Consider the following 16,804-nt stretch of genomic DNA (forward strand, 5'->3'; position numbering starts at 1 on the left):
CTGCACAAGAAACGATCAGTCGGCGGTATCCGGGTCAAAAATGCGTCCATCGAAGAACGCGTCGGGCAGCAGCGTCATCTGCCCCTTGCGGGATGCGACGGCCATTGGATGGCGAATCGTGCCTTCGATCTTGGCCGACGCACCGGGCAGGTCCGCGTCGGTGCCTGCGAGGTGCAGCCGGTAGAGATCGCTGCGGAACACGGCGGCCGCGGCGTCCTCGGCCGGACCCGCGGGCAGGCCGTGGCGATGGGCTAGCCGTCGCGCGATCCAGCGCGCCTGGCTGCGCCACGGAAAGGTTGCCGCGCCCCGATGAAAGCCCACGAATCCGTCCACCTGCCGCTGTTCGGCCCGTCCGGACAGGGTGAACCGCCCGCTCAGCGCCCGGTCCACAAGTTCCGACGGCATGTCGAGCCATGCAGACCGCGACAGGATCTCGGCGGCGGCGGTGCGGCTGCCGGGTTGCGACAACCATTGCCCGGCCTTCCACACGGCGCGCATCAGCCGGCCCAGCAGGTGCGGTTCGGTTTCCGCCCAGTCGGTGCGCACGGCCAGCACCTTTTCGGGGGCGAAGGCCCAGATCGCCCGGCCCGGCAGCAACAGCGCCCCCGCGCCCGCATCCACGGCGACGGACCCCCACGGCTCCCCCACGCAAAAGGCATCGAGATCGCCCTCGGCCATCGCCTGCGCCATCAGCGGCGGCGGCACGGTGCGGATTTCGATCTGGGCTCCGGCCAGTGCCGTGCCTTCGATCCAGTAGCGCAGCAATTCCACATGCATCGAGAAGGGAAAGGGCACACCGAACACGATCCGGTCGCCGCCCGCGGCCGCCAGCGCCGCCGCAGCGCGCTGCGGGTCGGCAAAATCGAACCCGTAGCCCGCGTCGCGCAAGCGGTCTTCCAGCGCGCGGCTGACGCAGATCACGTTTCCGTTCACCGACAGCACCGATACCGCCGACACGGGCTGGCGCACGCCGCCCAGCCCCATCGCCATGGCTACCGGCACCGGCGACAGCAGATGCGCGGCATCGACCCGCCCGAAGGCCAGCATGTCGCGCACCGACGACCAGCTTGGCGCCGGGATCAGGTCGAGCGCGATGCCCTCCGCCTCGGCGAAGCCCATCTCCTGCGCGATCACCAGCGGTGCCGCATCCAGCAGCGGCACGAAGGCGACAGGCACGGTGACCGGCTTCATCGCAGCAGGCCCGAGGCCGTCACCAGCGCCTCCGCCACGTCGGCGACGCGGCGGCCCTGGTCCATCGCGGTCTTGCGCAGCAGGGCATATGCCGCATCCTCGTCGATGCCCTTGGCCTTCATAAGCAGGCCCTTGGCACGGTCGATGACCTTGCGTTCCTCCAGCGCGCGGCGGGTTTCGGCCAGTTCGTTGCGCATCTGGCGCATCATGCGGAAGCGCGCGATGGCCGTGTCCATCACCGGTTTCAGCCGCGCGGGGTGGAGCCCGTCGACGACATAGGCGGATACGCCCGCCTCCACCGCCGCGCCCGCCAGCCCCCCGGCTTCGCCGGAGACGAACATGGCCACGGGGCGTTCCAGCGGACCCGAGGCGAGGGTCAGTTCCTCCAGCATGTCGCGGGTGGGATTGTCGATGTCGATCAGCACCACGTCGGGGGCATGGGCGGCGATCTTGCGCGCCAGCCCCGTGACCGAGCCGATCACGTGCACCTCGTGGTCGCCGCTGTCGCGCAGGGCATCCACGATGGACATGGCCCTGTCCCGATCCTCTTCGACGACGACGATTGTCAGTGCTCTGGTCATGGTGCAGCACCTGCCCCGGCTGCGGTCGCGGGCACAAGCGGGAAATGCCGGAGCGAGACGCCGTGCGGCGTTGCGCCGGGCATTCTGGGCGGCGGCTGCCGAAGATCCGGGCAGCGCGCGCAGGACGGCGGCGGCTGGCCGGGCCTGGACCGGTGCGGGATCGGCCGCGGGGGGCGTGCCGCGTCAGCCCGGTGCCGGGCGGTAGATGCAGTCCGCGAGCGTGCCGCGGTTGAGATCGGCGATGAAGGCGGTCTCTGCGTGGGCAAGCCGGGCCTTCAGGCGGCAGTCCGGTGTCAAAGTACACGCATTGCCCGCCGCGAAACATTCCACCATGGCCTGGTCGGCTTCGAGGCGCTGTACGACGTCGCCGAGGCGGATTTCCGCGGGTGCACGGGCGAGGACCGCGCCACCGCCGCCGCCGCGCCGGGTCTTCAGAACGCCTGCCGCCGCAAGGGCCGAGATCACCTTGGCGAGATGATTGCGCGATACCCGGAACTCGGTGGCAAGCTCGGCCGCGGTGAAGGCGCGGGACGGATCGCCCGCCATGCGCATCAGCACGCGCAGCCCGTAATCGGTGAAGGATGTGAGGCGCAAGGTCGCGCTCCTGATTTGGTATTTGATTTGCGTAATGGCCGCGCGTATGCGCATTTCAGATGCTAATTCCTGCCCGGCACCGGGACAAGCGCGAAAGGGGTCTCCATGTCCCGTTCCCGATGGCAACACGGCCGCGGCAGCCCGCTTCCAACGCCGCGAGATGCCGTCGCGCGACATGCGCGCGGGACTGCCCGTGCATCCGGACCGGCGGGTCAGCCGCGTTCGGGAAGACACTGAAAAGGACACACCGATGAGCACGACAAGCGCGCAGCAGATGCGCGACTGGCGCGGCCCCGCGATCCTGGCCTACGGGTTCCGGCCATTCTTCTTCGGCGCGGCGCTATGGGCGATGACGGCGATGGCGCTCTGGGTGCCGATGCTTTCAGGGCATTTCGTCATGCCGACGGCGTTCGATCCCGTGTCGTGGCATGCGCACGCGTTCCTTTTCGGCTATCTCGGCGCGGTCATCGCGGGCTTTCTGCTGACGGCGGTGCCGAACTGGACCGGGCGCCTGCCGATCGTGGGGTGGCGTCTTGGCGCATTGGCGGTGGTGTGGCTGGCCGGGCGGCTTGCCGTGTTGGTGTCGATGCACCTTCCGCCGGTCGCGGTCGCGCTGACCGACCTGGCGTTCCCGGTGGCGATCTGTGCCGTCATCGCCCGTGAGATCGTGGCGGGCCGGAACTGGCGCAATCTCGTGGTCCTGGGGATGCTGGCGGTTTTCACGCTTGGCAACGGGCTGTTTCACCGGGAAGCGGCGCTGGGCGGCGGCGCGTCCCAGGGCCATGGCCTGCGGATCGGGCTGGCCGCGGCGACCATGATGATCGCGGTGATCGGCGGGCGGATCGTGCCGTCGTTCACCCGCAACTGGCTGGTGAAGCGGGGCAGCGCCGTTCTGCCCGCGCCCCCGATGCAGCGGTTCGACAGAATGGCGCTGGGGGTGCTGCTGGCGGCGCTGCTGGGGTGGGTGGCGGCCCCCCTGCACCCGCTGACCGGCGTCATGCTCGGGCTGGCTGGGGTGATGCATGCCTGGCGGCTTTCCCGATGGGCGGGGCACCGGACACTGGCGGAGCCGCTGGTGGCGGTGCTGCATGCCGGCTATGCCTTCGTGCCGCTGGGGGCGGTCGCGCTGGCCGCGGAAATTCTGTCCCCCGTCTTGGTGGGCATGGCCGGGGCGCAGCATCTGTGGATGGCGGGTGCCATCGGGCTCATGTCGCTGGCGGTCATGACGCGGGCGACGCTGGGCCATACCGGCCAGGGGCTGACGGCCGGACCGGGCACGGTCGCCATCTATGCCGCACTGGTCGTCGCGGTGCTGGCACGGGTCGCGGCGGGGCTGTGGCCAGCGCTTGCCGGACCCTTGTACGTCGTTGGCGGATCAGGGTGGATCGCGGCCTTCGGCGGCTTCGCACTCGTCTACGGCAGGCTGCTCCTGCGCGTGCCCGCCGGCAGAAGAACCTGACGGCGCCCCCCGTGCCATCGGCGCCCGCGGAAGAGCCGGGTCTGGCCGGATGACGGGCCGCGCGTCGACCTGCGGCCTGTCGCGGCCTGGGTCCTTGATCGAGCGCTATTGTCCATGCGCCACCGTCATGGACGGGTCCCCCGCGACTGCCTGCCGATGGGGATCGACCGGATGCCCCGGATTTCGTTGCCATCGCGGCGTGCGGGATCATGAATATGCGTGACACTGGCCCGCCAGTTGTCGCGCTGGCATCCGGGGACGGATCGGCCGCATGGTTCGGGGCAGGCCGGCGCCACGTCAGGGGCGCAGCGGCGGACCTATTTTTCCGTCACCGTGCCGTCGGGCGCGGAACGAAACCGGCACTCGGAAAATATCCGTGCGTGACACCTTGCGCAGATCGTGTCGTCGAGGCGGGGCACGAGATAGGCGATGGCGTCGCCCTTCGACAGGTGCACCTTTCCGGCAGGCAGATGCCGCGTCACCGAATAGCGGTCAAGTTGTTCGATGGTGCGCGCGATCTTGGTCTGGATGCACAACTCGCCGCCGCGGGCGCGGCGACGTTCCGCTTCCTCGATCAGCAGTTCCGCGGCGGGCAGGTCAAGCTGGCCCACGCCGCGGATGACGAAGACCATGTTCTTCTGCGCCGGGTATAGGGTTTCGAATTCGCGGAACTTCCGGCGGACCGCCTCGACCGAGCCGAAATAGAGCGGTCCGTCCAGTCCGACCGACATCAGTTGCGGGCATTGCGCGAGCCCGTTGGCCAGCGCGGGCCGAAACGGTCGGCGCGGCTGGCTGGGGTCCGGCGCACCGATGCTGAGGAACGGGTGCGACGAGCGGTCGAGGAACACCATGATCGACAGGATGACGCCGCAATAGATCGCGAATTCAAGCTCGACGAACAGCGCGACGAGAAAGGTTATGCCGGCGATCGCCGCCTCGGCCCGCGAGGCGCGCAGGATACGGCGGATCATGCGCAGGTCGATCAGTTTCCACGCCACCAGCATGATGACGCCCGCCATGGCCGGGATCGGGACCAGCACGAAAAGGGGCGAGACGAAAAGCAGGATGGCGAACAGGAACACGACGGCGAAGACCGCCGACAGGGGCGTTTCCGCGCCGGCTTCGTAGTTCACGCCGCTGCGGGTGAAGGAGGCGGAACTGGGGTAGCAGTTGAACAGGCTGCCGACGACATTCGAGGCGCCTTGCCCGATGAATTCACGGTTCGTGTCGACCTCCTGCCCGGACCGCATGGCGATCCCGCGCGAGATCGACATCGCCTCCAGCAGGCCGACCAGCGCGATGGCGAAGGCCGGCGAGGCGAGGTCGCGGACATGCGCGCCGGTCAGGGTCGGCAACTGGAAATGCGGGATCACGGCGTCGATCCGCCCGACGGTGGCGACATGGTCGCCCAGCCCGCCCATCATGGCCAGCATCCCTGTCCCCGACGCGAGAGCGATCAGGTAATTCGGCCAGGCGGGCAGGTAGGTCTTGACCCCGACCGCCACGGCCAGCGTGGCCCCGGCGATGATGGCTGCCGCGGGATCGATCTGTCCAAGCGCGGGCGCAAGGGCGCCGAAGAATTCGACAAGGTGTTCGGGTCTGGGCAGATCGAGGGCCAGCGCGTGGCGCATCTGGCTGAGCAGGATGAGAACGGCCGCCGCGGTGATGAACCCGACCATCACCGAATGGGATACGAAGTTCACCAGCGACCCCAGCCGCATCGCCCCCAGCGCGAACTGGATGGCCCCGACGAGGAGCGCGAGCAGGATGGCCGCGTCGATGAAGGCCGGGCTGCCCACGTCGTAAAGCCCCGACAGCGTGCCGAAGACCAGCGCCGAGATGGCCGTGGTCGGGCCGGACACCGCGTGCCACGACGAGCCGAGAAAGGCCGCGATGACCGGGGGCACCATGGCCGTGTAGAAGCCGTATTCCGGCGGCAGGCCGGCGATGGCCGCGAAGGCGATACCCTGGGGCAGAACGATGGTTGCCCCGGTCAGCCCGGCGAAGGCGTCGCGGCGCAGCGTCCGCGCCGAGACACGGGCGAACCAGTCGGGCCGGGATACCAGCGACGACAAGGCCCGCCCGAAACCCGTTCCGAGCTGACTGAAGCGCGGAGTGCCCGGCATCAGGCGCCCGTTTCGACGACGAAATGTCCGGGCCGCGTCGTCGTGGCTGCGAGAGTCCTGTATCGGGCGATCTCCTCGGGCAGATCGACGATGCCGAGCCCCGGTGCCGGGCTGATCGGGTATCGGTTGCGGACCGCGCCGTCGGGCCAAAGGTGAAACGCCCCGCGCAGCGGGTTGGCGTTGGTATCCACTTCGAGCAGACCGTCGCACGGGATTGATGCCAGCACCGCCGCCGAGGCCGCGAGCCCGATACCGCCGCCGAGGAAATGCGGACAGTAGAGCAGGCCCTTGGCGGTCGCCTGCATCCCCACGTCGCGGCATTTCGAAACGCCGCCCCATTTCGCCACGTCCGGCTGGATGACCCTGAGGCTGCCACCATCGAGGGCGGTGGCGAAATCCGTCGTGCCCCAGATGTTCTCGCCGCCTGCCAGCGGTATGGCGGACGCCGCCGCGACGCGCTGCCAGTCGGCGTCAGGCGCATCGGCGGGCAGGGGTTCCTCCAGCCAGCCGACGGGCTGGACGGCAAGCGCCGCAAGAAAGGTCATGGCCTCGTCCGCGGTCCACCCCTGGTTCGCGTCAGTGAACAGGCGCTCATGGCGCCCGAGCGTGGCGCAGGCGCGCCGGACGCCGTCGATGTCCGCCGACAGGTCGAAGGCGACCTTGACCTTGAACGCGTCGAACCCCAGCGTGCGGCTTTCGTCGATGACACGGTCGGCGGCGCCGATATGGATGCCGCTGGCATAGGTGGGCACCGACAGCGGGGCGTCGGGGTTGAGGAACCGGGCCAGCGGCAGGTCCGCCCGCCGCGCCAACAGGTCGTGGAACGCGGTGTCGAGCCCCGCGATCACGTGGTTGAACGGTCCCCATTCGCCGCATTGCAGGGCCCGGATGTGCGTCTTTTCGGTCAGGTGGTCGAACAGGCTCGACGGGGCGCCGAAGGCGTGACCGAGGATCAGGTCCGACACGTCCTCGATCAGCAGGCGCGCCCGGTGCTCGGCCCCGGCGGCGGGCCAGTTTGCGAAGATCTCGCCCCAGCCGAAGGCGCCGTCCGCATCTTCCAGCCTGACGAAGACCGCGGGCCGGCTGGTCATGGCACCGAAGGAGGTCACGACCCTTTCGGCAATCGGCACGCGGTAGCACCAGACATCGATCCGGGCGATTTCGGTCTTGCTGTCAGAGTCGGTCATGCTTCCCTCGGAGGTGGATGAGGTTCCCGCCGACGCCGCGTGCCCGCGCCGGCCCCGTGCCCCATGCCGGACCGCCCCGCATCGCAGGGACGGCCGGTCGGGGCGGGGGTCACGCCTGTCCCCGGCGAAAGACCGTGTGTTCCTGCGTGTAGAAATGCAACGTCGAGGGGCCGTTCGACCCGCCCACGCCCAGCGACGAATTCTTGACGCCGACGAACGGCGAATGATCCTCGGGAAAGCTGCCGCAGTTGACATGCAGCATGCCGCTTTCCGCTTCGGCGATGAAACGCTCCACGAGCGGCATCTGTTCCGAATACAGGCAAGCCGACAGGCCGAATTCGACATCGTTGCAGATCGCCAGCGCCGCGTCTGGCGTGTCATAGGGAATGACCGCCAGCACCGGGCCGAACACCTCGTCCCGTGCCACTTCCATGTCGGGCGTGACGTTGGACAGGATCGTGGGGGCATAGAAATAGCCACCCTGCCGGTCGATCATCGCGCCGCCCGCGGCCACATGCGCACCGGCGGCCCGGGCACGATCCACGAAACCCGCCACGTCGGCACGCGCCTTTTCGCCCATCAGGGGACCGATCGTCGTGGCGGCATCCAGTCCGTCGCCCACGCGCGCGGCGTTTGCACGCTGCGCAAGCCCTTCGACCACGGCGTTCTCGATCTCGCGGCGCACGATGACGCGGCTGATCGCGGTGCAGCGCTGCCCGCAGACGGCAAAGGCCGCGGCGAAGATCTGGTCGAGCGCGGTATCGAGATCGCTCGCGTCGTTCAGGATGACCGGGTTCTTGCCCCCAAGCTCCAGGCTAATCTCGGCAAGGTTGGCGGCAGCGGCCTGCGCGACCATCCGCCCGACGCCGACGGAACCGGTGAAGGTGATCGCATCGATGCCCGTGGCGGATGTCAGCGTGCTGCCGATGCTGCCCGACCCGTTGGCGATCTGGAATATCCCCGGCGGCAAGGTCGCATCCGCCACCTCTTGCATGATGAAGGCGGCCCCGGGGGTGTTGATCGACGGCTTGAGGATCATGGCGTTGCCGTAAAGCAGCGCCGGGATCGTCTTGCGAATGGGCGTGCCGAAGGGAAAGTTCCACGGGTTGATCCCCAGGATCACGCCGCGCGGGCGGCGGGTGGAATAGACCGTCGTGGCGGGTTTTTGCGACGGGAGAACCTCGCCGATCGGGGCGGAGGCCCGGCGCGTCGTGGCGCGCCCCTCGCCGGTGGACTTGGCCACTTCGCCGCGCGCTTCCGCGATGATCTTGCCCATCTCGCGGGTGATCGACCGTGCGATGTCCTCGGCCCGCGCTTCCAGACCGTTCAGGAACCCGTCCACGATGCGGCCGCGTTCGGGCTGGGGCACCCTGGCCCAGTCCCGCTGGGCGTCCCGCGCCGTCTGGACGAGGCGCGGCACGTCATCGGGCGTGATCGTGGGGTAGGTGCCGACGATTTCGGCGGGATTGGCGGGGTTGCGGATTTCGACTGTCATTGCGGTCCCTCATGGTTCTGTGTGCTGCGCACGGTTCGGGCGGCGCTTTGGGGGGCATCGCCTATTGCTCGCCCCGGATGATCGCGGATGCCTTTTCGGCGATCATGTACGTGGCGGCATTGGTGTTGGCCGACGGGATCTTGGGCATCACCGACGCATCCACGACGCGCAGCCCGTCCACCCCCCGGACGCGCAACTGCGGATCGACCACGGACCGGTCGTCGCCGCCCATCCGGCAGGTGCCGACAAGGTGATAGACCGTCGTCGCATTGGCGCGGATCGCGTTCATGATGTCTTCGTCGGATTGGTATGCGTCGCCGGGTATGACCTCGCGCGACCACTGACTGCGGAAGGCGGGCTGGCGATAGATCTCGCGCAGGATCTTCAGGCCCTCGACGGTCACGTCGCGGTCGCGCTGTGCTGAGAAGTAATTCATGCGGATGGTCGGATCGCGGCCGGGGTCGGTGGAATTGATGTGGATGCTGCCGCGGCTTTCCGGGTGGCATTGCCAGAACGAGGTCGTGAAACCGGAATAGGCGTGGAGCGGCTTGCCCGGCTTGTCGACCGACAGGGGCATGACGAAAAGCTGGATGTCGGGGCGGCCGCCTTCGGCGTATTTGGTCGCCATGGCGCCGCCGACCTGTCCGGCGCCCACGGATAGCGGCCCCGACCCCTTTATCAGCCATTCCAGCCCCATCCTGGCAAGGCTGATCGGGTTCGCCATGTGGTCGTTCAGCGACAGGCCCTTGTCCGCCAGTTCGACGATGGTGCGCATCTGGATGTGATCCTGCAGGTTCTCGCCGACCTCGGGCGCGTCGTGGCGCACCTTGATGCCCAACGCACCCAGCCGTTCTGCCGGGCCGATGCCGGACAGTTGCAAGAGTTGCGGGGTCTGGACGGAGCCGGCACACAGGATCACCTCGCCGTCGGCGATGGCCGTGTGGTCCTTGCCGTTCTTGCGATAGGTAACGCCGCGTGCGCGCGACCCGTCGAAGGTCAGGCCGGTCACGTCCGCGCGCAGCTTCACGGTCAGGTTGGGCCTGCGCATCGCGGGCTTGAGAAACGCGGTCGCGGCGCTGTCGCGCCAGCGGCCGCGCAGCGTCAGCTGGTAGGACCCGATGCCATGCGCGCTCGCGCCGTTGAAGTCGGGGTTGTCGGGCAGCCCGTATTCGCGTGCTGCCCGAAGCCACGCGTCGCAGGCCGGGTTGTGGTTCCGCAGGTCGCTGATCTGCAAGGGGCCATGCGCGCCGCGGTATTGCGAGGGTTTCCCGGAATAGGTTTCCAGCTTGCGAAAATGCGGCAGGACAGCGTTGAAATCCCAGCCTTCGGCGCCCATCGCCGCCCAGTCGTCGAAATCCTGGTGCTGGCCGCGAATGTAGATCAGTCCGTTGATCGAACTCGACCCGCCGATGACGCGGCCCCGCGGACAATCCATCTGGCGCCCGCCGATCCCGGGATCGGGTTCGGAGCGGTAGAGATGCGAGAAATTCGCGTTGTAGATGGCCTTGTAGTAGCCCACCGGCACCTTGAGCCAGAAATTCCTGTCCGGGCCGCCGCTTTCGAGAACGAGGACCCGGCAATCGGGGTCTTCGGTCAGGCGCGCCGCCAAAGTGGCACCGGCGGTACCCGAACCCACGATAACGTAATCATAACCTGACACAGTGTCCCCCTTCGAGGTTTCGTTTCCTGGTGTTGGAACCAGCGATCCATTCCCGCTGGCCCCTGTCGTTCTGCTGTCGTTCCGGCTGTCAGATCGCCTTCAACCGCGCCGTTCGCCGCGCCCCGGCCGGTGCCGGACAAGGCCCGCCCGTGCGCAGGTTCGCTAGAACACGCGCAGGATGCCCAGCGAGATCTGGGGGAACATGATGATCGGGATGAGCACGCCGATCAGGATGAAGATGAATGGCCAGGTCTCCCGCAGGATCGACGCGTAACTTGCCCCCGACACCTGCTGCACGATGAAGAGGTTGAGCCCGAACGGGGGTGTGAGCAATCCGATCATCAGCGTCAGCACGGTGACGATCCCGAAATGAATCGGATCGATCCCCGTCGCCACCGCGACCGGCAGGAACACCGGGACGGCAATGGTCAGGATCGCGATCAGTTCCATGAACATTCCCATGACCAGCAGGACGGCCGCGATGATCAACAGCAGGATCGTGGGGTTCTGGGTCACATTGGTCAGGAAACCCTGCACGACGACCGGGATCTGCTGGGTCGAGACGAGCCAGCCATAGATGTTGGCTGCCGCGACGATCAGCATGATGGTCGCGGTGGACCGCGCCGCCAGCCGGAAGCTTTCCACGACGTTGCCAAGGTTCATGCTGCGATGCACGACCAGCCCTAGCAGCAGGGAATAAATGACGGCGGCGGCGGCGGCCTCCGTCGGGCTCATGATCCCGCCCCAGATCCCGCCAAGGATGATGACCGGCAGCAGGAGCGACGGAATGGCGCTGACGAATGCGGAGCCTATCGCGGCAAACCCTGCGAAGGCCGGGTCACGGGGAAAGTTCCGGCGCTTCGCGATCACTGCGATGTAGGCCATCATGGCTAGCCCCATCAAGATGCCGGGTACGAAACCAGCGAGGAACAGCTCGCCGATTGCCGCACCGGAAATCACACCGTAAAGGACGATGGGCACCGACGGCGGAATGATCGGGCCGATGGTCGATGAGGCGGCGGTGACGGCTGCGGCGAAACCGGGCTCGTAGCCCTGTTCCTTCATGGCCTTGATCTCGATCGCCCCAAGTCCGGCGGCATCGGCCACGGCAGAGCCCGACATGCCGGAAAACAACATCGATGCAGCGATGTTCACATGGCCCAGCCCGCCGTAAATGCGCCCAAGCACGGTATTCGCCAGCCGGAAGATGCGTTCGGTCGCGCCGGAATGGTTCATGATCTCGGCCGCGAGGATGAACAGCGGGATGGCGAGCAGCGGAAAACTGTCCAGCGCGTTGCCCAACCGCTGGGAGACGATGAGCGTCGGCAGTGCCCCGTCCCAGACGATCAGCGCGAGGCTCGACAGGAGCAGCGAGAATGCGACCGGCACCCCAAGAAGCAAAAGCAGGAACAATCCGCCGACCAGGATTAGCGTGGCCATTTTCTATCACTCCAGCAGGTCGTGAGGATTTTTTGCAGTGTCGCGATAGATGCTGCCGCCCGTCAGGCACGACAGGAAGTTGATCGCCGTCGCCACGATCATCAGCAGCGCGCCGACCAGAACCGGGTAGAACATCCACGCGGTGGACAGCCGGGTCGCCGGGCGTTGCATGTTCTCCACGACCGGGATGATCTGCCAGGCACCCCATGCGATCACGGCCAGCACGCCGATGCACAGCGCCATGCGGACAAGATCGAACACGCGGTCGACGGCCGGGGACATGCCGAAGGTCTCCTGAAGATCGACCGCGATATGGGTGCGCCGCATGGATGCTTCGGCCGCGCCGATGAACACGAGGTAGATGAAGAACAGGCGGGCAAGCTCGTCCGACCAGGACAGGGAATTGCCGGTAAGGATCCGCGACCCGATCTGACCGCCGATCAGGACGAGGATGATCGCGAGGGCGATCCCGGCAACCAGGACCGCCCCGCGCGCGATCGCCTCGGCGATCGCGGGCAGAATGTTCAGTCCCACTGGGACTTCAGTTCGTCGACCAGTTCCGGAGAATAGCCGACGATGTCTGCGATGGTGTCGAAGTTGGAGCGGAAATGCTCCTTCCACGCCTGAACATCCACATCGATGATGTTGATGCCCTCGGCGGCCATCTTTTCTTCGGCGTCTGCGATCTGGATGGCGACCTGTTCGTTGTGCCAACCGGCAACTTCGTCGATCGCCTGCACGATGGCGTTGCGTTGGTCCTCGGTCAGCGACTGGAAGACCCGCTCGGAGATCATCACGCCGGTTTCTTCGTAGTTGTGATTGGTCCGCGTCAGGTTGTTCGCGATCGTGTGGTACTTGTTGCCATAGAGCCAGTTCGACGCCTGTTCGGTCGACTCGACGATCCCCTGCTGCAAGCCCGTGAAGGTCTCGGACAGCGGTATCGGGGTCGCCGCGGCACCTGCCAGCTTGAAGTTCTCGATCCAGCTTTCCTGCGGCGGCACGCGGATCTTCAACCCTTCGAGGTCTTCGATCGTGGCGACCGGCCGGGTCGAGATGAAATTGCGCGGTCCGCGATCCCAGTTCTGCGCCAGCACCCGGATACCGTGGTTCTCGACAAGCCGGTCGCCCATGGCCTCGAACGTCGCGCTTTCATGCATCGTTCGCGCCTGCTCCTGATCGTTGAAGACGTAGAGCGTGCCCGAGATCCAGAAATCCGTCTCGAACGTGCCCAGCCACGTGGTCGCGCCGACGAACATCTCGACCGTCCCCAGCTTCAGGCCCGACAGCATGTCATTGGCAAACCCAAGCTGCGCGGCAGGGTAGATCTCCATCTTGATCTCGCCGTCGGTGAGTTCCGCGACGCGGTCGGCGACCCGCTGCGATGCGACGACATCGATATGTGCCGGCGGATCGATCAGTCCGACCTTGAGAACGGTCTCGGCGACCGCCGGGCTCATCATTCCGGCGCCCATCGCGACGGCACAGGCCAAGCCCCCCAATTTCATCGGTATCGTCATTTGCTGTTCTCCTCCCTGGTTTGCAGTCGTTCGTCTGTTGCACCGGACAGCGCGTAGCGTCCGGTGCTGCCCCGGATGACGAGGTCGCAGTCGAGGCAATAGTTGCGCACTGGCGCGCCGATGGGCTCGACCGCGATCTGCGCCGCGAGCTGGCCGATACGGTAGGCATCGACGCGCATGGTGGTGATCGGCGGGTCCTGGTAGGCGCTGAAATTCATGTCGTCGAACCCGGCGATGGATACGTCGCCGGGCACCGACAGCCCGCGCAGCCGCGCCGCCTTGAGCGCGCCGATGGCGAGCAGGTCGGAGGCGGCAAAGACAGCCGTCGGCGGCTCTTCCTGGCTCATCAGGCTGTTCATGGCCTCCCGCCCTTCCAGCAGGTCGGGCCGTCGTTCCACCACGAGGTCGGGATCGAAGGGCAGGCCGGCCTTGTCCAGCGCATCGCGATAGCCTTCGAGGCGATGCTTGACCCGCGCCGAGCGCGAATATGGGCCGACGATCATTCCGATCCTGCGGTGCCCGAGACCGATCAGGTGATTGGTCATGCGTTCGGCCGCACTGCGGTTGTCGAACCCCACATAGGAGATGCCGACATCCGCCTTCGGCTTTTCCCAGACTACCACGATTCGGGCGCAATGATCCTTGGCAAGACGGCGGATGCGGGCCTCGTTGCGCAATGTGACGCCGGTCAGGATCAGGGCGTGAACCCGTCGCTCGAGCAGCGACGCGATCAGCCGCTCTTCCCTGTCGTCGTCATAGCGCGAAGCGCCCTGGATGACGGAAAACCCGTGTTCTGCGGTGACATCCTGCACGCCATGGATGGTCTCTCCGAACAGGGTGCTGCTGGATGTGGGCACCACAAGACCCACAACGGTCGAACGGCCCCTCAGGATGTCGCTGGCGGTGGCGTTGTAGACATAGCCAAGCTCTTCCGCCGCCCGGCGAACGCGCTCGACGGTTGCGGGCGAGACCTGCTCGGGACTCCGCAGGGCTCGTGAAACCGTCGCGACTGAGACTTTCGCGCGCCGTGCGACCTCCCGCATGTTCACAGATATCCTCCCCCAAGGCTGTGCAACTAGTTTCATTAAATTGATGCCACATCGTGGGAGGGCGGTCAACAGTATTGATTTTTGGATGGAACATGCTCCATATGCGATGTTCAGAGGGTGTCCCAGCGCATCCGATCAGGTTTGGATGTGCAACTAGTTGCGAAGTGCCGCCTGCCGCGCGTCAACGCTGGCGTGCGTTCCGAACCGCGTCGGGAAGGAAGGTCGCTGCCGAATATTGCGTCACCAACACCTCGGAATGGGTGGCTTCCCTGATCCTTGGTGCAGCGCGGCATTTCCGATGCTTTGAATGCTAGAGCCGACTTCAGCGGCTTGACCGGGGCGCGGACGACTGCAAGAACTGTCGGCCCGTACGCGCCCGCCTGTCACACCGCTGGCATGGAAGGGCCGCGGCATCAGTTCCGGCAGGATCGACATGCGGCGCGCGGCGCACCGCTCCCTCAGATCGGCGGGGCGGCGCGCTCGGTGATGAGCTGGCGGGCGGTGACCCGTTCGCGGTGGATCATGTAGAGCCCCGCCCCGACGATGATGACGATCCCGATCAGGGCCAGCGCATTGGGGAAATCGCGGAACACGAGATACCCCAGCAGGGTCGCCACCGGCAATTCGAGGTACTGCAGCGGCGCCAGCGTGGCCGATGGCGCCAGCGACAGCGCATAGGTCATCATCATGTGGCTCAGCGCGGCGAAGAACCCGACCCCCAGAAGCCAGAGCCACGCGATCCCTTCGGGCCAGACCGGATCGAGCAGCGCGGCCCCCGACCCGTCGGCCAGCAGCATCACCGGCACGCACATCAGGCTGGAGATCAGACCGGTGTGGAACTGCAACGCCACGGGATGCATGCGCCGCGACAGCCCGCGCGTCACGAGAATGTAGAACGCGAACCCCACCGCCGTGCCCAGCGGGAACAGCGCCACCGCGCCGAAGGCCGCGAAACTGGGCTGGATCACGAAGAGCACACCGACGAACCCCACCAGCGCCGCCGCCACCCGGCGCGGGCCAACGTCTTCGGACAGGTAGAACTTGCCCACCAGCAGCACGATGAACGGCGACACGAACACGATCGCCAGCGCATCGGCGAGCGGCATCACCCGGATCGCGGCGACAAAGCAGAAGGTCGAGATCAGTTGCAGCGCCGCCCGGACCAGCAGCGCGGGCCAGTGGCCGTGCGGCACCCGAAGCGATACGCCCATGACCCACACGAACGGCGCCATCAGCGCGCACTGCACGACAAAGCGCGCGGTCGTAATCTGCCCCACCGGTATACTGCTCGATGCCAGCTTGGACGCCACATCCAGCATGGGGGCCGTCACGCAAAACCCCAGCATCAGGGCGACACCGGCCAGGATCCGGTCGGGAGGCGGGGAGAGGGTTGTCGTGCTCGTCATGCTACCCGCTTAGGCCGTGATCCCGCCCGCGTCTATCCAGTTTGCGCCCCAAGACAGCACTGGGCAACGGCTGTCTGCCTGCAGTCGGTCCATCGCTTGAGGGACGCACGACACGGGGCCGGCTGGCTCGCGGGATTTCGTTCCTAGGGCGGTCCGCCGGGCGGTCCTCCTGACGCCGGTGTGCATTCCCGAGGATCGGAACTTCCACAGTGGCGCTCCGCCGGATGATGACGGCGTGGCCGAGGCGCGTGCGCAGGTGCCGTCGGCGGTGCGCGTTCCGATCTGACCTGCCTCCGGGACCTTGCCAAGCGGGGTGGCACACGGGGCTGTCGCGCACCGTTTCATGATGGAGCCGATCAGCCCGCCGGTGCGAACTTTGCGAGTAGGGCAGACTACGAGTTCTTGTCGTCTCTCCCGCCCTCGAGGTCGAACGAGGCTTCGATGCCTTGAAGATATTCGAGCATCAAGTCACGCGCGGCTGCGCTGTCTCGGCGGCGTATCGCGGCAAGGATGGCCCCATGCCCGTTCGATCCGCAGCACGACACGCTTCTCGATTCGTAAAGCGACGCGACAAGCGACAGGCGTGCCATCAGGTTCTGCAGGATGTCGTGCAGGACCATTATCCCCGCCGGTCGTGCCAGCTCGAGGTGGAAATTCCCGGAACTCCGCCGGATTGCCTTGTTGTCGCTTACGGCTGTGACGAACGCCAGATCCGCGCGGCGCAGAGGCCAGTCGCGGCGACGCCTGGTCCAAGGTCGGGGCTGTCCATCCGTGAGGTGTCCCATGCGGTCGACGGCACGCCAGCGCTGCAAGACGTCGTTTTTGATGTGGAGGCGAGCGAGGTCGTCGCCCTCTCGGGGCCGAGCGAATGCGGGAAATCCACGCTTTTGCGCGCGATTGCATGTCTCCTGATCCCCGACCGGGGGGGCATCCTTCTGGATGGGCGGAACCTGCGGCAGGTGCCCGCACGTAGCCGGGCGAGGCAGCCAACAACGCGCTGTGGGAGACCAAAAGAGACCTTGGGCAAGTTGAAGCGTGCGTTCGCCGAGCATCGATCCGACATCGCCGCGGGTCGATGGGAAGCGCCGGGGCGGCCGGG

The 16,804-nt window shown here is 66.8% G+C and carries 14 protein-coding genes and 1 pseudogene; 2 read left to right on the plus strand and 13 right to left on the minus strand.

What is annotated here, in order from left to right; translation table 11 throughout:
* Positions 1-15: 15 nt before the first annotated feature.
* The 3 genes from DDE13_RS00965 to DDE13_RS00975 all read right to left on the minus strand — a co-directional run bounded on the left by DDE13_RS00965 (position 16) and on the right by DDE13_RS00975 (position 2,366).
* Positions 16-1,191 (minus strand): CmpA/NrtA family ABC transporter substrate-binding protein, encoded by a 1,176-nt coding sequence (locus DDE13_RS00965; protein WP_111400876.1) that lies wholly within the window; start codon positions 1,189-1,191, stop codon positions 16-18.
* The gene (locus DDE13_RS00970; protein WP_111400877.1) at positions 1,188-1,772 is read right to left on the minus strand and encodes an ANTAR domain-containing response regulator; all 585 of its coding nucleotides are present in this window, start codon (positions 1,770-1,772) and stop codon (positions 1,188-1,190) included. Before DDE13_RS00970 ends, DDE13_RS00965 begins: the two co-directional genes overlap by 4 nt.
* Positions 1,773-1,955: 183 nt before the next feature.
* The gene (locus tag DDE13_RS00975) at positions 1,956-2,366 is read right to left on the minus strand and encodes an RrF2 family transcriptional regulator (protein WP_111400957.1); all 411 of its coding nucleotides are present in this window, start codon (positions 2,364-2,366) and stop codon (positions 1,956-1,958) included.
* Positions 2,367-2,616: 250 nt separating this feature from the next.
* On the opposite strand from DDE13_RS00975, the gene DDE13_RS00980 reads away from it, so the two are divergent.
* Positions 2,617-3,825 carry an NnrS family protein gene (locus tag DDE13_RS00980; RefSeq protein ID WP_111400958.1) on the plus strand — a complete coding sequence of 403 codons (1,209 nt, stop codon included), beginning with the start codon at positions 2,617-2,619 and terminating at the stop codon, positions 3,823-3,825.
* A 317-nt stretch (positions 3,826-4,142) separates the two neighbouring features.
* Here the strand turns inward: DDE13_RS00980 and DDE13_RS00985 are convergent, their stop codons facing one another.
* The 10 genes from DDE13_RS00985 to DDE13_RS22720 all read right to left on the minus strand — a co-directional run bounded on the left by DDE13_RS00985 (position 4,143) and on the right by DDE13_RS22720 (position 16,490).
* Entirely contained in the window at positions 4,143-5,951 is a 1,809-nt protein-coding gene (locus DDE13_RS00985; RefSeq protein ID WP_111400878.1) for a SulP family inorganic anion transporter, read from the minus strand.
* Positions 5,951-7,138: a mandelate racemase/muconate lactonizing enzyme family protein gene (locus DDE13_RS00990; protein ID WP_111400879.1), complete on the minus strand. Its 1,188-nt coding sequence runs from the start codon at positions 7,136-7,138 to the stop codon at positions 5,951-5,953. The genes DDE13_RS00985 and DDE13_RS00990 overlap by 1 nt, the downstream gene beginning before the upstream one ends.
* A gap of 109 nt (positions 7,139-7,247) precedes the next feature.
* Positions 7,248-8,633 carry an aldehyde dehydrogenase family protein gene (locus DDE13_RS00995; protein ID WP_111400880.1) on the minus strand — a complete coding sequence of 462 codons (1,386 nt, stop codon included), beginning with the start codon at positions 8,631-8,633 and terminating at the stop codon, positions 7,248-7,250.
* A 61-nt stretch (positions 8,634-8,694) separates the two neighbouring features.
* Positions 8,695-10,293: a GMC family oxidoreductase gene (locus tag DDE13_RS01000; RefSeq protein ID WP_111400881.1), complete on the minus strand. Its 1,599-nt coding sequence runs from the start codon at positions 10,291-10,293 to the stop codon at positions 8,695-8,697.
* A gap of 162 nt (positions 10,294-10,455) precedes the next feature.
* Positions 10,456-11,733 carry a TRAP transporter large permease gene (locus DDE13_RS01005; RefSeq protein ID WP_111400882.1) on the minus strand — a complete coding sequence of 426 codons (1,278 nt, stop codon included), beginning with the start codon at positions 11,731-11,733 and terminating at the stop codon, positions 10,456-10,458.
* 6 nt (positions 11,734-11,739) lie between these two features.
* Positions 11,740-12,267: a TRAP transporter small permease gene (locus DDE13_RS01010; RefSeq protein ID WP_111400883.1), complete on the minus strand. Its 528-nt coding sequence runs from the start codon at positions 12,265-12,267 to the stop codon at positions 11,740-11,742.
* A complete protein-coding gene (locus DDE13_RS01015) occupies positions 12,258-13,250 on the minus strand; it encodes a TRAP transporter substrate-binding protein (protein WP_111400884.1) in 993 nt (330 codons plus the stop codon). Before DDE13_RS01015 ends, DDE13_RS01010 begins: the two co-directional genes overlap by 10 nt.
* Positions 13,247-14,293 carry a LacI family DNA-binding transcriptional regulator gene (locus tag DDE13_RS01020; RefSeq protein WP_162630813.1) on the minus strand — a complete coding sequence of 349 codons (1,047 nt, stop codon included), beginning with the start codon at positions 14,291-14,293 and terminating at the stop codon, positions 13,247-13,249. The genes DDE13_RS01015 and DDE13_RS01020 overlap by 4 nt, the downstream gene beginning before the upstream one ends.
* A 464-nt stretch (positions 14,294-14,757) precedes the next feature.
* Entirely contained in the window at positions 14,758-15,705 is a 948-nt protein-coding gene (locus tag DDE13_RS01025) for a DMT family transporter (RefSeq protein ID WP_111400886.1), read from the minus strand.
* A gap of 392 nt (positions 15,706-16,097) precedes the next feature.
* Positions 16,098-16,490, minus strand: a complete 393-nt coding sequence (locus DDE13_RS22720) for an FCD domain-containing protein (RefSeq protein WP_162630814.1) — start codon at positions 16,488-16,490, stop codon at positions 16,098-16,100.
* On the opposite strand from DDE13_RS22720, the pseudogene DDE13_RS23535 reads away from it, so the two are divergent.
* A pseudogene (locus DDE13_RS23535) lies at positions 16,482-16,667 on the plus strand (ATP-binding cassette domain-containing protein); the annotation flags it as partial. The gene DDE13_RS22720 and the pseudogene DDE13_RS23535 sit on opposite strands and share 9 nt — an antisense overlap.
* Between the last annotated feature and the right edge of the window lie 137 nt (positions 16,668-16,804).

Source organism: Meridianimarinicoccus zhengii, assembly GCF_003254465.1.
GTDB classification, from domain to species: domain Bacteria; phylum Pseudomonadota; class Alphaproteobacteria; order Rhodobacterales; family Rhodobacteraceae; genus Meridianimarinicoccus; species Meridianimarinicoccus zhengii.

Coding starts and splice junctions, on each gene's coding strand:
- DDE13_RS00965 (WP_111400876.1), bottom strand. CDS start 1,191: ATGAAGCCGGTCACCGTGCCTGTCGCCTTCGTGCCGCTGCTGGATGCG.
- DDE13_RS00970 (WP_111400877.1), bottom strand. CDS start 1,772: ATGACCAGAGCACTGACAATCGTCGTCGTCGAAGAGGATCGGGACAGG.
- DDE13_RS00980 (WP_111400958.1), top strand. CDS start 2,617: ATGAGCACGACAAGCGCGCAGCAGATGCGCGACTGGCGCGGCCCCGCG.
- DDE13_RS00985 (WP_111400878.1), bottom strand. CDS start 5,951: ATGCCGGGCACTCCGCGCTTCAGTCAGCTCGGAACGGGTTTCGGGCGG.
- DDE13_RS00990 (WP_111400879.1), bottom strand. CDS start 7,138: ATGACCGACTCTGACAGCAAGACCGAAATCGCCCGGATCGATGTCTGG.
- DDE13_RS00995 (WP_111400880.1), bottom strand. CDS start 8,633: ATGACAGTCGAAATCCGCAACCCCGCCAATCCCGCCGAAATCGTCGGC.
- DDE13_RS01005 (WP_111400882.1), bottom strand. CDS start 11,733: ATGGCCACGCTAATCCTGGTCGGCGGATTGTTCCTGCTTTTGCTTCTT.
- DDE13_RS01015 (WP_111400884.1), bottom strand. CDS start 13,250: ATGACGATACCGATGAAATTGGGGGGCTTGGCCTGTGCCGTCGCGATG.
- DDE13_RS01020 (WP_162630813.1), bottom strand. CDS start 14,293: ATGCGGGAGGTCGCACGGCGCGCGAAAGTCTCAGTCGCGACGGTTTCA.
- DDE13_RS01025 (WP_111400886.1), bottom strand. CDS start 15,705: ATGACGAGCACGACAACCCTCTCCCCGCCTCCCGACCGGATCCTGGCC.
- DDE13_RS22720 (WP_162630814.1), bottom strand. CDS start 16,490: ATGGGACACCTCACGGATGGACAGCCCCGACCTTGGACCAGGCGTCGC.